The organism is Desulfosporosinus nitroreducens (assembly GCF_023897015.1).
Taxonomy (GTDB): Bacteria; Bacillota; Desulfitobacteriia; order Desulfitobacteriales; family Desulfitobacteriaceae; genus Desulfosporosinus; species Desulfosporosinus nitroreducens.
The window spans coordinates 140,042-152,629 of the sequence record NZ_JAMHFY010000001.1; the positions used below are offsets into that span (position 1 = coordinate 140,042).

The window sequence follows — 12,588 nt, forward strand, 5'->3', positions numbered from 1 at the left end:
ATATTTCACTCCATTGTTTTATCTGGTATAAATTTACTCATTTCCATAAGAAAAGAACTTACTTTTTCCATACATGCAAAGATAGTTTGAAATTCTTCTTTGTTCTTGTTTTTAAGAAAAGCTCCGTATTTTTGCTCAAGAACATCCTCGATCTTTTTAATTGTCTCTTCTCCAACTTCTGTAAGCGCTAATTGAACACACCGCTCATCCTCAGGATTTCGAATGCGCCTTAAAAAGCCAGCCTTTTCAAGCTTCTTAAACATGGAAGATGCATTCCCTCCCGTGATTCCAATGATGGCGCCCAAGCTCCCTATCGTGTGAGGGCCCCCTTCCTTGATTTCAACAAGAATGCGAGTCTGCATTATTGTTAAGCCATATTCCTCAACAATAGGCCGGAAAGCGTTTGCCATACACTCTGAGATAGTTCGTAAAAAGTCCCATATTTCATTTTCAAATACCATGCCTTTCATCTTCGGCCTCCACTTATACACTACAATATATTTACAGTATATATAATATAGGTTATACTTTATTTAGTCAATAGTAATAGCTGGGTCTATGTGCTCTTGGATTATGTTTACTTACAACAACACACGCCCCGATGCCTCAATTCAGTAAATGTCAGTGAACTCGTTCAGCTAAAGCTGAACATCGAGACTTCGGTGGGGAGTCTACCCCGAAGTAAAATAAGAACACCCACTTGAAGAAGTGGGTGTCTCGGAATTGATCAAAAAACCCAGTTGATCTCTGAGTTAGAGAGCGGTATCCTAAGACGAGAGCATGTTTTAGAAATTTGAGGTGTGAAGGGTATGAAGAAGTTATTAAAGCTTCTATTCAATAGGATCTTTTTAGTTGGTTTGCCTATCTTGATCCAAATATTTGCTTTAGTGATGTTCATTTTAAGATTTAGCAGCTACTTTGTTTATTTTTATGCCTTTTGTACATTGCTTAGTGTAGTAGCCGTACTGAGGATATTAAGCGGGAAGACCAATCCCGCCTATAAAATTGCCTGGATTGTTCCTATTATGCTATTCCCGATTTTCGGCGGATTGTTTTACCTAATGTTTGGAAAAAATAAACTGAGCAAGCGAGCTAAACGGAAAATGCGTGTCATTCAAGAAAAGATGACTGAACTGCTAGGCCAAAATGAGGCTGTTATTAAGGAGATTCAAACACGCGATTTGAGTGCAGCAAATCAGTCACGCTATATCGAAAACTATTCCTTTTGTCCAGTCTATCAAAACACGATTTCGGAGTATCTTACACCAGGCGAGAGAATGTATGACCGCTTATTAAAGGAACTAAAAAAAGCTGAGCGATATATCTTTTTAGAATACTTCATTATTGAAGAGGGCCTCATGTGGAATTCCATATTGGATATTCTCGCAGAAAAAGCCAGTCAGGGCGTCGATGTTCGAGTGATATACGATGATGTCGGGTGTCTTTTCACTTTGCCTTATCGTTATGATAAACAACTTGAAAAAATGGGAATCAAATGCTGTGTGTTCAATCCCTTTATCCCGATTCTGTCGGCGCGCATGAACAACCGTGACCATCGCAAGATTGCAGTCATCGACGGCTATACCGCCTTTACTGGCGGCATCAATCTCGCAGATGAGTATATTAATTCTTATGTGAAACACGGGCACTGGAAAGACTCTGCTATCATCATTCAGGGGGAAGCTGTTTGGAGTTTCGCTGTCATGTTTCTATCTCTTTGGAGTCAACAGAAAAAAACAGATGAGGACTATGAGCAATATAGACCTGTCGCCAGTCCTGAAAAAGTTTTTGTCTCTGACGGATATGTTCAGCCTTTTGGTGACAGCCCCTTAGATGATGAATCATTAGGAGAAACCGTTTATCTGAATCTTATCAGCACAGCTGAGCGATACGTATACATCAATTCACCCTACCTCATTCTCGACAATATGATGATGACCACCCTCTGCTCCGCTGCTAAGCGAAATGTGGACGTCCGAATCATTACTCCACATATCACGGACAAATGGTATGTCCATGCTGTGACCCGTTCAAACTATGATACCCTTGTGGAAAGCGGCGTAAAAATCTACGAGTACACCCCCGGCTTTCTGCATGCTAAAACTCTTGCAGTAGACGACAAGTTAGCAGTTGTTGGCACAATAAATTTGGACTACCGCAGTTTATACCTGCATTTTGAGTGCGGTGTCTGGCTCTATCAGACACAAAGCGTTTTAGAAGTTACAGCGGACTTTCTTAAGACCTTGGAACAATGCCAATCCGTCACAGTGGAGGACTGTCTGGCTGTTAAATGGTATAAACGGCTAAGCAGCTCTATTCTTCGTGTTTTCGCACCGCTAATGTAGAAAAAAGTTATAACCGTGCTGCAAAACAACAGCACGGTTATAACTTTAGATAGAATTTTCCCCAATTGCTTAGAGAATGACTTTTAGTTTACAATAGTAATTTATCCAATCCCCAGAACACGGCCATCCCAAAGAGGATTCCTAAAAAAAGATTTGGTACGAATCTGGAAAAAAGAAATGTCAAAATCCCTGCCCAAAGAAAAGGATTATTCATTATGACGATTGTTCCGCTGGGAGTCACCAACTCCGGAACAACTAAAGCAGCAAGTAAGGCAATCGGAACAAGCTCTATGAAATCTCGCGCAAAGCCTTTAATATTCTCCCCTTTAAACAGAAGAAATGGCAAAACACGCGAACCATATGTGACTATAGTCATTAATAAAATAGTTTCCAGCAGTTGGAATGACATGACTACCTTCCCTTCTCTGTTGGAGCAGCTTAGCTGCTCTTTTGGCTGTTTAATCCGACCCGGTGAGAGCCTTTCCTCACGCGCCACCATGCCCCGATCCCTGCCGCAAGGATTACACTTATAATTAAGTAGATTTTTCCAGGAATGAGCAACTTCAAAACAACCGCCAGGACTGCTGCGATAAGATATGTCATATAGTTTTTACGAGACAGCGACATCGTCGTCAATATAATAAATAAAGCTAAGAGTGCGAATTGAAAACCAGAGAACTGAACAGGCAACCACTTCCCAATCAGACCACCTAATATTGTTAGACTTACCCAAGTGACGAAAGCCCCTGAGTTAATCCCCAACATGACTCGTCGACGGTTTTCTTCCCCTTCTACATCCTTCAAAACCTTTGTATTGAGCACGAATGATTCGTCTGTGAGTCCTTGGGCTAAACCCAAAGACCACAGGAGCGACCTTTCTGGGAAAAAAGGAACAACCGATAAGCTCATCAGAAAATGACGAATATTTACAATCAGGGTAGTAACACCAATCATCAAAGGGGTGGCCCCTTGATGGATCATTTCAATGGCAATAAACTGTGAAGCACCTGCGTAGACAAAGAAAGACATCAGTCCGGCTTCCCAAAAGGTTAAGCCGAACTGCGTTGCCAAAATACCAAACGTTATAGCTACTGGGGCATATCCAATGGCAATCGTCAAAGATTGACTTAATCCGTAAAGAAACCCCTTATCAATACTATGATTAAATTCATTTTCTTTATTAGACATTAAATTCTCCAGCTACTTTCTTAATCACTGTCAAAAAGTCAGGGAAAGATACATCAGCGGCAGCCATGTCCTCTACACTAACCCCTTCCTTCGACAGCATACCGGCTATAGCCCACGCCATCGCTAAGCGATGATCTCCAAGACTATTCGCTTGTCCACCGTACAATGAAGTCTGACCTTGGATCCTCAAGCCATCCGGCAATTCCTCAACCTTAGCGCCCAAGGCGTTTAATGCCCCAACGACGGTACTTATTCGATCAGTTTCTTTAACTCTTAGTTCTGCAGCATCCCGAATAACAGTTTCCCCTTCAGCCAAGCAAGCGGCTACGGCCAGGATAGGGATTTCATCTATCAGCCGCGGAATCATGTTCCCAGCAATTTCGATCCCTTTAAGTTTCGCAGGGCGAACGCGTATGGTGGCTCTAGGCTCACCACAAACTTCTTCGACATTGAACAATTCAATATCCGCACCCATAGCCTTTAATACATCTAAGATTCCTGTACGAGTAGGATTTATACCGACATCCGGCAGGATGATCTCACCTTTCCCAACTAAACTCCCTAAGACAAGGAAGAAGGCAGCTGATGAAATATCTCCCGGCACAGAAACAGCTTGGCCGGTTAAACGCCCGCCCCCATGGACCCTTACTATGGTCTGATCACTCTGAACATCAACTCCGAATCCTCTAAGCATACGTTCAGTGTGATCTCTAGAGAGTGCAGGTTCCTCTACGCTTGTTTCTCCGCTTGCTCTCAATCCAGCTAGAAGGATAGCGGATTTGATTTGGGCAGAAGCAACGGGAGTTCTAAAGCTTTGCCCTTGTAACTGACCACCCATCATAGTCAGAGGAGCCAAGTTACCTTCCCTTCGTCCCATAATCCGAGCACCCATCTGTTTAAGAGGGTCTGTGACTCGACGCATGGGGCGTGATCGAAGAGACTCGTCTCCGTTCATTGTGACGGTAAAAGGACTGCCAGCCAACGCTCCAAGCATTAGTCTCAAAGTCGTCCCCGAGTTACCGGCATCAAGAACGTCTATCGGCTCTTGCCATGCATCCATGCCCTCACTGCGAATCCAAACTTCTTTCTCCTGTCTTTCCCATGGGACTCCAAGTTGTTTTAAACACCGAAGCGTACTCAAGCAGTCCTGGCCCAAAAGAAAATTGGATATATGTGTTTCTCCATAGGCCATTCCGCCAAAAAGTGCCGCCCTATGAGAAATTGACTTATCGCCAGGAACTCTAATTTCACCTTTCAAATTCGTGACAGGTTTAATAAATACGCCTCGCATAGAAATTGACCCCCTAAAGTAGTTATATTACTTACACAGACTTAAATCAATTTATCTCTGCCCTTACCTTATGTGCCTTTCGAAATGCTTCAGCTATCATCTCTCCATCCCTCTCCAGAAGGCACTCCTTTAATTCCTTGATTCTTTGTTCCCACAGATCAAGCCCCCCTAAGATTGCCTCAGCATTTCGCACCATGATTTCCTTCCACATTTCAGGAGAACTATCTGCAATACGCGTTAACTCCCTGAAACTCCGACCAGCTAACGCCAAGGCTGATCCTCCTTCTTTGGACGCATCCTGCGTTGCCAAAGTTAAGGCTACCGCCAATAAATGAGGGATATGACTAACCATTGCTACTTCTGCATCATGGTGGACAGGATCTCGAAAAATGACCTTAGCTCCAAACCCCTGTACAGTTTCAACGAGTTTTTGAACCACTTGATGTGGACAATCCTCTGCTGGAGTTAAGACATAGGGATACCCTCGAAAAAGGTCAGAATTAGCAGCACCAAAACCAGATTGTTCTGAACCTGTCATAGGATGACCGCCAACAAAATGGAAGTCGCGAAAATCCATTCTAGAATCAATCATCGATTTGTGGCAAATTTCTCCCTTTACACTTCCTACATCTGTCACGATCGTCCCCTTGGTAATCTTTCCTACTAATTGGTCAAGACCCATGGCCAACTCTTGCAGAGGAAGTGCTAAAACGATTAAATCGACGTCTAAGAATTTCGGCATAGATGTCCACCCTGTTTGGAGCCACCCTCGCCCCACAGCTTCATCGATACTGGCCTTATTTGAATCAACTGCAAAAACATCCCAGCCGGCCCGATGCAAGGCTCCTGCCCAAGACCCGCCAATCAGTCCTAAACCGAGGATGCAAGCCCTCGGTAACCGAAGGCCTTGCCAACCCGGTGTTAAATCCACCTCATTGTCCGTGGATATTAAAGCTTCATTTAACACACTTACTCACTTCCCCCAACTCTCGATCTAAGGCAGAAGTAAGCCTTGCTAAATCAGCCATCATAACTTGAAACCTTTCAGGCGTTAAGGATTGTTTTCCGTCTGAAACGGCTTTTTCCGGATGAGGATGAACTTCAACAATCAAGCCATCTGCTCCTGCGGCAAGCGCAGCTTTAGCCATAGGATGGACCAAATGCCATTTTCCAGTCCCATGACTGGGGTCAATAATGACCGGTAAATGCGACAGGGCATGCAAAGCAGGAACCATACTCAAATCAAGCGTATTTCTGGTATAACTTTCAAAGGTTCGAATCCCTCGCTCACAGAACATGACTTGATAATTTCCACCATCCATAATATATTCTGCCGCCATCATCCATTCTTCCAGTGTTGCAGATGGCCCTCTTTTAAGAAGAACAGGTTTCCCACACTTGGCTGCCTCTTTGAGGAGGATAAAGTTCTGCATGTTCCGAGCACCAATTTGGAGTACATCAGCATATTCAGCCACCAAAGCAACATCTCTGGCATCAATAACCTCGGTAATCACCAATAGGTCGGTTTGCTCTCGAGCTTCTGCCAAATAGCGCAATCCTTCTTCTTCTAGCCCTTGAAAGGAATAAGGCGAAGTGCGCGGTTTGAAAGCCCCACCACGCAAGAAGGTCGCACCTGCTTCACGCACGGCATGTGCTGTTTCCAAAATCTGAGCTCTGCTTTCAACTGCACAAGGCCCAGCCATGACGTGGACCCTGTTGCCGCCAATTTCCTGGTCGCCAATGCGAATAATACTATCTGCAGGGTGAAACTCCCTGCTAACCAGTTTATACGGAGCTAGAATAGGCACAACTTTTTCTACCCAAGGCAATGCTTCTAAATCGAGGGCTTCAAGTCGCGTGCGATCCCCAATTGCCCCCATAATTGTTCTTTCCACTCCTTGGGAAAGATGAATTTTGAATCCCTCTTCCGTTAAGCGTGTGGAAACCTCTTCAATTTGTTCTGCCGTCGAACCCATTTTCATAACAACAATCATTTCTCCGACCCCTTTCTACCATCCTACATTCCATTTTTTTCTTGCTTTACATTATTATGCATTGAGCTAGCTCTTTGAGCTAAGTCAAATCTTGACTGTCATCCCCTCAAGCCCCACGAGTCATTTTAGATATACAAAAAAGCACCCTGAATAGAGGGTGCCTTAATTCTAACTCGCGCCCATCCTACTATTCTACCATTCTTCATCATCTTCGACGAGCCCTTCACGCGAAGCCCTCGCCGGAAACCCCAGACTACCATTCTACACAAGCCTTGCCAAACAAAGCTTCCCAACCATCCTGAAATCAAGATTAAAGCTATCTTACCACAGAAAGGCCCCTCATCACAACCCCTAATAGCACAAAAATCGACGGCCAGTTTATCTAATGAGGAGACTCACACTTTACAAGTTGAGAGGTGCTTATTTCTCCGAGTGAACTCGCTCAGCAAGCTGAACATCGAGACTTCCGTGGGGGAGACTATGGTCACCGAATTAGAATAAGGAACACCCACGTGGGTGTCTCGGGATTGAAGAATTAAGTAATAATCGTTTCACCCTCAAAGGGTAATTACAGGTTCATCATCGAAAATAGATATGGGACTAAATGGCAGGTGGAGTTATTTAGCTCCACCTGCCGTTTAGTCCCTTGCCCTTGTCCCTAATCCTTGATCCCCGCTAAGTATTTAACAACATTTTTACGTGCCTGTATATCGTATTTACTCATGATAGCAATCTTCTCCATGACCGGAGAACCGCCACCATGAATACCGCTGATTCCTGTTGCCGCTCCTGTCGAGGACGCAATCAGATTTTCAACTAAACGATACGCCCTGTGCTGATTCTCAGCACAGACATCAGATTTACGCATAATATACTTTTCCAAATCGTCTTTAGTATCCGGACTGTAAAAATCTTCCTCAAAAGGCAACGTGGCTGCCAGTCCCCCAGCAATATCTGCCAGAGTTTCGAACTCATGGTATATATTGGTTCCAGCATGGTAACGTCCGACATTCGTGAAAACAACATCGGGGGCAAACGTTCCTGATGCACTTTTGAATCCCTTAACCGAAGCGGCAATTCCAGCGCCATAGACTAACTCGCCTACCGTAATCAATTCTGCCAGTTTATCCCGAACATGCGAGGCTTTTCCTATGCCGTTATACTCCGCCATCAGAGCCGTTGCTCCAAGGAAAATATCTGATAAGGCTGGTTTACACCCAGTATAACTATGCCTATGATAGGTGGCAAACTGGGAAGCTAATTGTCCGGCAAATTCTGTCTCGCCGTTCATGAACACTCGGTCCCATGGAACAAAGACATTGTCGAAAACAGTAAGAGCATGCATGGTTCCATAGTCTTCAATCGGAGCTTTAAGATGCTTGCGTTTCCGGTGATTATGGGGAAGGCTGATCAACTTGATTCCAGGTGCATCAGCTTGAATTGCAAAGGCGACTGCCCAATCTCCTTCTTCTTTGGTTAACGCTCTTGTAGGGATAACTATTAGTTCATCAGCATAGGCTGCAATAGAATTATGGGCTTTAGCCCCCCGTACCACAATTCCGTCCTCACGTCTCTCTACAATGTGCAGGTACAGATCTGGATCAGCTTGTTGATGCGGTCTTAAATTCCGGTCACCCTTAACATCCGATTGCGCAGCATTTCCCACTAGGTCATTATCCTGAAAGAAACGCAAATACTTAAGAAAGCGCTCATGATAGTTAGTACCCTTAGCGTTATCGATGTCCTTAGTAACCAAGGAAAGGCCGTTCATAGCGTCAATTCCCATACACCTTTGGATACAACGTCCACATACTAAGCACAATTTCCGAGTCATTTCCTGTTTTTTAAGCAAATCATCGGTCGATTGATGCATATGTGTAAAACGGTTAATTTTCTCTCCACTCAAATGAGATGTGGCTGTTAAGAGATCAGCGTATTCCGGATCATCCACTAAATCATAGGTTAACGCCAGAGTTCTAATCCCCGGCTCAAAATCCGGATGATCGCGACCAACTAATTTTCCATTCATATACACATTAGGACGCATGGAAAGAATTTTTTCGCGATACTCTTTACTTGTTCTCATATTTGAAAACCCCTTCACCTGTTTTACGTCCAAGTAAACCGGCATCCACATACTTCTTCATTAATGGACAAGGTCTGAAGCGTTCTCCCAAGGTCTTGTGTAAATACTCAAGGACTTTATATCGAGTATCCAGTCCGACCATGTCACTCATTTCTAAGGGTCCCATAGGCAGGTTAAGACCTATTTTGGCAGCTTTATCAATATCCTCTGCCGAAGCAACCCCTTCCATCAACATATAAAATGCTTCATTCCCCAGTAAGACGTTTAAACGGCTCGTAGCAAACCCAGCGGCATCATTAACAACCACAGTTTGTTTACCCATCTGCTCAGCAACGGTTATTATTGCCTGGACCGTCTCATCACTTGTTTTTAGGCCTTTGACAATTTCAACTAATTTCATTTTTGGAACAGGATTAAAGAAGTGCATTCCTATTACCAACTCAGCATTCTTTGCGAAGGACCCAATTGCAGTTACACTTAGAGACGAGGTATTGGTCGCTATTATAGTCCCTTCGGGGCACATTACGTTTAATTGTTTAAGGATTTCTCCTTTCATGTCAATATTTTCTGCTATAGTTTCGATAACAAGATCTGCATCCTTGACGGCAGTCTCTAAATCATTCGATACTTTCATCCGCGCCAGACAACTATCCATAGTCTCTTGGGTTACTTTACCAATTTTCACACCCGTTTGAAGGTTTTTCTGAACGTAAGCTTTGCCCTGTTCCAACGCTTCCTGTCTTCTCCCGTAAAGTGTTACATTATACCCACCGACCAAACCCGCATATACAATTCCAGTTCCCATTATCCCACTGCCAACAACAGCAATATTTTTAATCTCTTTTGACAAAATCTTCGCCTCCCCTATCACATTAATTTTTACCCACATTCTTTCAAAAGTCACGGGAGTTAACAGTCGCTGCCAAAATGTGCCTGCTGGGCACATTTTGGCAGGATACTTTCTTGTATTGTTTGACTCTCTTTGTTTTATTCGGCATTCTTTCTGAATTGGTGCCAATTTGGTTTTCTTTTTTCTTTGAATGCGTTAAATCCTTCATGGACTTGATCTGAACCCCAGATGTAACTTAGGTAAACTGAGCCGGCCATTAAGGAAGGATACATCAAATCTGATTCGAAATTTAAGGAAACTTTGGCAATCCGAATCGATTGTGGGCTGCGATCGAGGATGGTATCACACCATTTTTGAGTTTCAGTGTACAAATCTGCGTAAGGAACTACTTTGTTAACCAAACCCATTTCTAAAGCTTCTTGCGCGGTATAGATATTGCACATCATAATCATTTCGCGTGCTTTTTTCTCACCCACGATCCTTGGTAACATCTGCGTAGCTCCCCATACTGGGCAAGCTCCTACTTTCGGTCCGGCCTGACCAAATTTTGCATGTTCAGCGGCAATCGTCATATCGCAGAATATATTCAATTCGTTACCGCCACCGATGCAATAACCATTAGCGGCCAAAATGATCGGAACTCTCATATTGCGCATAATCGTGGACATCTTCATCAAGGCATTGTTCCAAACCTGACCGGTTACATGATCGAGAGCATTCATCATGTCAATATCTCCACCGGCATTAAACACTCTTTCGCCAGCAGCTGTTAAGACGCATACTCCAATGGTCTGATCTCTTTCCACATCTTCAAAAGCGGCAGTCAATTCAAGTACCAGGTCATAAGTTAATATATTCATGATTTCTGGACGATTAATAGTTATCCAAGCTGACCCGTCTCTTTTCTCATACAAGATTTCTGAAAATTCTCTGTCTAGTGGTACATACTTCACGCTTGCTTTCATTGTTAATTTCCTCCCTTAATTTTGGTTTATTGCAGAATTTTATAGGTTACATCTTATTAAGAATGCATGGTCAATCCGCCACTGACGCTAAGGGTTTGCCCAGTAATATATTCAGCATCATCCGAGGCAAAAAACAGAACCGCATTGGCTATATCTTTTGGTTCACCTAGGCGACGCAAAGGAATGGCTCTTTTAACTGCTTCCATTAACTTAGGATTCTCGGCACTAACCTCTGCCAAAAATGGTGTGTCACTAGGACCAGGGGATACACAGTTAACATTGACTTTATAACGAGCCATTTCCCGTGCCAGAGTTTTGGTAAAGGTAATTACCCCGCCCTTCGCGGCAGAATAAACAGACTCACCTGTTGAACCTACCCGTCCGGCATCGGAAGACACATTGACAATTTTGCCATAGTTATTTTGCATCATGTTATCCACAACTGCACGACAGCAGATGATTGGTCCTTTTAGGTTAATTGCAATGACTCTATCCCATAACTCTTCATCCCCAGTAACAAATGGTTTGACCTTATTCCAGCCAACATTATTAACTAGAATGTCGACCTTACCATACTTTTCGATCACCTTAGCCACCATGTCATTGACTTCTGCACTTTTCGTGATGTCAACTTTAGCCGCCATGGCCTTGCCGCCCATTGCTTCAATCTCTTTGACTACTGCTTCAGCACTTTTTATGTCAACATCAACTACAACCACTGTGCCGCCCTGCTCAGCCAGACCTAAAGCAATTCCACGGCCAATCCCTCGCCCAGACCCGGTAACAATCCCTACTCTGCCAGCAAATTTCATCGTATTCCCTCCTAGATTTTTTATTTAACTTAAATTAGTTGTTGCACTGCCTGTAATCTTGGTCAGTTGAACTAAATTAAGCTTAAACCCCAGATCCCCTGATAAGCTTCTGTGAGTATTTCTACTATCTTAATAAACCTATTTTCCTTGGAAATTTGGTTTCCGTTTTTCTAGAAAAGCCGTCATGCCCTCAGTACGATCACTTGTTCCGTTCAAGAAAGCTTGACTTAATTTTTCCAAGGCTAACCCTGTAGGGAAGTCTGTGGCCATTCCCATGTCAATTACCTTTTTAGCCATTCGTATAGCAAGCGGTGCTTTAGCGGTAATTTTCTTTGCCATTTCAAATGATGCAACAAGCAACTGGTCGTGAGGGACAACTTTATTTACCAGCCCAATTCGTTCTGCTTCAACAGCATCAATGATATCCCCGGTAAAAATCAGTTCTTTAGCCTTCCCTTTGCCGACCAAACGTGGCAGACGCTGGGTTCCTCCACCGCCTGGCAAAATCCCAACAGTCGGTTCGACAAGACCAAATTTTCCTCGCTCGCTGGCAATTCTGAGGTCACAGGCCATAGCAAGCTCACAACCGCCTCCTAAGGCATAACCATTAACTGCGGCGATGATTGGTTTAACGGTATTTTCTAATTCTGTCAAAACTCCTTGTACTCCGGGTTCTAGTGCTTCAACAGATGGCCGTTCCAAAAGCCATCTAAGATCTGCCCCAGCCGCAAAAGCCTTGTCTCCTGCTCCCGTAATAATGACTACTTTCACTGATTCATCATTGTTTATCTCTTTGGCTAGCTGCCCAATGTCCTCCCATGTTTCCCAATTAAGAGCATTTCTTACTTCCGCTCGATTAATAGTCACCAGTAAAATGCCTTTTCTGTTCTCCAAAATAAGATTACGGTAAGTCCCCAATTTGTATCCACCCCTTTGAACCTCATTCAAATACTCTTACACTCCGCTTCCGTCAAGACGTGTTCCATATGGGACAGAGTCATTGACGAAACCTGATCCTCAGCACGATAGTATTTGTTAAGGTTGCGCGTTTCGCTGA

The 12,588-nt window shown here is 43.7% G+C and carries 12 protein-coding genes; 1 reads left to right on the forward strand and 11 read right to left on the reverse strand.

Annotation, left to right across the window (positions count from 1 at the left end; translation table 11 throughout):
• Positions 1–5: 5 nt before the first annotated feature.
• Positions 6–470 (reverse strand): MarR family winged helix-turn-helix transcriptional regulator, encoded by a 465-nt coding sequence (locus M8E35_RS00920; RefSeq protein ID WP_252466828.1) that lies wholly within the window; start codon positions 468–470, stop codon positions 6–8.
• A 339-nt stretch (positions 471–809) separates the two neighbouring features.
• Between M8E35_RS00920 and cls the strand changes: the two genes are divergently transcribed.
• The gene (gene cls, locus M8E35_RS00925; RefSeq protein WP_252466829.1) at positions 810–2,345 is read left to right on the forward strand and encodes a cardiolipin synthase; all 1,536 of its coding nucleotides are present in this window, start codon (positions 810–812) and stop codon (positions 2,343–2,345) included.
• Between the two features lie 88 nt (positions 2,346–2,433).
• Here the strand turns inward: cls and M8E35_RS00930 are convergent, their stop codons facing one another.
• From M8E35_RS00930 to M8E35_RS00975, 10 genes are all read right to left on the reverse strand, one after another.
• Positions 2,434–2,754 carry an AzlD domain-containing protein gene (locus M8E35_RS00930; RefSeq protein ID WP_252466830.1) on the reverse strand — a complete coding sequence of 107 codons (321 nt, stop codon included), beginning with the start codon at positions 2,752–2,754 and terminating at the stop codon, positions 2,434–2,436.
• Between the two features lie 29 nt (positions 2,755–2,783).
• Positions 2,784–3,533, reverse strand: coding sequence for an AzlC family ABC transporter permease (locus tag M8E35_RS00935; RefSeq protein ID WP_252466831.1), 750 nt, complete (start codon positions 3,531–3,533; stop codon positions 2,784–2,786).
• Entirely contained in the window at positions 3,526–4,824 is a 1,299-nt protein-coding gene (gene aroA, locus M8E35_RS00940; RefSeq protein WP_252466832.1) for a 3-phosphoshikimate 1-carboxyvinyltransferase, read from the reverse strand. The genes M8E35_RS00935 and aroA overlap by 8 nt, the downstream gene beginning before the upstream one ends.
• Positions 4,825–4,870: 46 nt before the next feature.
• Positions 4,871–5,791 carry a prephenate dehydrogenase gene (locus tag M8E35_RS00945; protein WP_252466833.1) on the reverse strand — a complete coding sequence of 307 codons (921 nt, stop codon included), beginning with the start codon at positions 5,789–5,791 and terminating at the stop codon, positions 4,871–4,873.
• Positions 5,781–6,818, reverse strand: a complete 1,038-nt coding sequence (aroF, locus tag M8E35_RS00950) for a 3-deoxy-7-phosphoheptulonate synthase (RefSeq protein ID WP_252466834.1) — start codon at positions 6,816–6,818, stop codon at positions 5,781–5,783. Before aroF ends, M8E35_RS00945 begins: the two co-directional genes overlap by 11 nt.
• Positions 6,819–7,476: 658 nt before the next feature.
• The gene (locus tag M8E35_RS00955) at positions 7,477–8,904 is read right to left on the reverse strand and encodes a 4-hydroxyphenylacetate 3-hydroxylase family protein (protein WP_252466835.1); all 1,428 of its coding nucleotides are present in this window, start codon (positions 8,902–8,904) and stop codon (positions 7,477–7,479) included.
• The gene (locus tag M8E35_RS00960) at positions 8,891–9,754 is read right to left on the reverse strand and encodes a 3-hydroxyacyl-CoA dehydrogenase family protein (protein ID WP_252466836.1); all 864 of its coding nucleotides are present in this window, start codon (positions 9,752–9,754) and stop codon (positions 8,891–8,893) included. The genes M8E35_RS00955 and M8E35_RS00960 overlap by 14 nt, the downstream gene beginning before the upstream one ends.
• Before the next feature lie 137 nt (positions 9,755–9,891).
• The gene (locus M8E35_RS00965; protein ID WP_252466837.1) at positions 9,892–10,719 is read right to left on the reverse strand and encodes an enoyl-CoA hydratase-related protein; all 828 of its coding nucleotides are present in this window, start codon (positions 10,717–10,719) and stop codon (positions 9,892–9,894) included.
• A 56-nt stretch (positions 10,720–10,775) separates the two neighbouring features.
• Entirely contained in the window at positions 10,776–11,531 is a 756-nt protein-coding gene (locus M8E35_RS00970) for an SDR family NAD(P)-dependent oxidoreductase (protein ID WP_252466838.1), read from the reverse strand.
• A gap of 138 nt (positions 11,532–11,669) precedes the next feature.
• Complete coding sequence (locus M8E35_RS00975) at positions 11,670–12,449, reverse strand: enoyl-CoA hydratase/isomerase family protein (RefSeq protein ID WP_252466839.1); 780 nt, start codon at positions 12,447–12,449, stop codon at positions 11,670–11,672.
• Positions 12,450–12,588: the final 139 nt, after the last annotated feature.

Excerpts from the sequence above, each read along its gene's own strand:
- M8E35_RS00920 (WP_252466828.1), bottom strand. The coding sequence starts at position 470 with ATGAAAGGCATGGTATTTGAAAATGAAATATGGGACTTTTTACGAACT.
- cls (WP_252466829.1), top strand. The coding sequence starts at position 810 with ATGAAGAAGTTATTAAAGCTTCTATTCAATAGGATCTTTTTAGTTGGT.
- M8E35_RS00930 (WP_252466830.1), bottom strand. The coding sequence starts at position 2,754 with ATGTCATTCCAACTGCTGGAAACTATTTTATTAATGACTATAGTCACA.
- M8E35_RS00935 (WP_252466831.1), bottom strand. The coding sequence starts at position 3,533 with ATGTCTAATAAAGAAAATGAATTTAATCATAGTATTGATAAGGGGTTT.
- aroA (WP_252466832.1), bottom strand. The coding sequence starts at position 4,824 with ATGCGAGGCGTATTTATTAAACCTGTCACGAATTTGAAAGGTGAAATT.
- aroF (WP_252466834.1), bottom strand. The coding sequence starts at position 6,818 with ATGATTGTTGTTATGAAAATGGGTTCGACGGCAGAACAAATTGAAGAG.
- M8E35_RS00955 (WP_252466835.1), bottom strand. The coding sequence starts at position 8,904 with ATGAGAACAAGTAAAGAGTATCGCGAAAAAATTCTTTCCATGCGTCCT.
- M8E35_RS00965 (WP_252466837.1), bottom strand. The coding sequence starts at position 10,719 with ATGAAAGCAAGCGTGAAGTATGTACCACTAGACAGAGAATTTTCAGAA.
- M8E35_RS00970 (WP_252466838.1), bottom strand. The coding sequence starts at position 11,531 with ATGAAATTTGCTGGCAGAGTAGGGATTGTTACCGGGTCTGGGCGAGGG.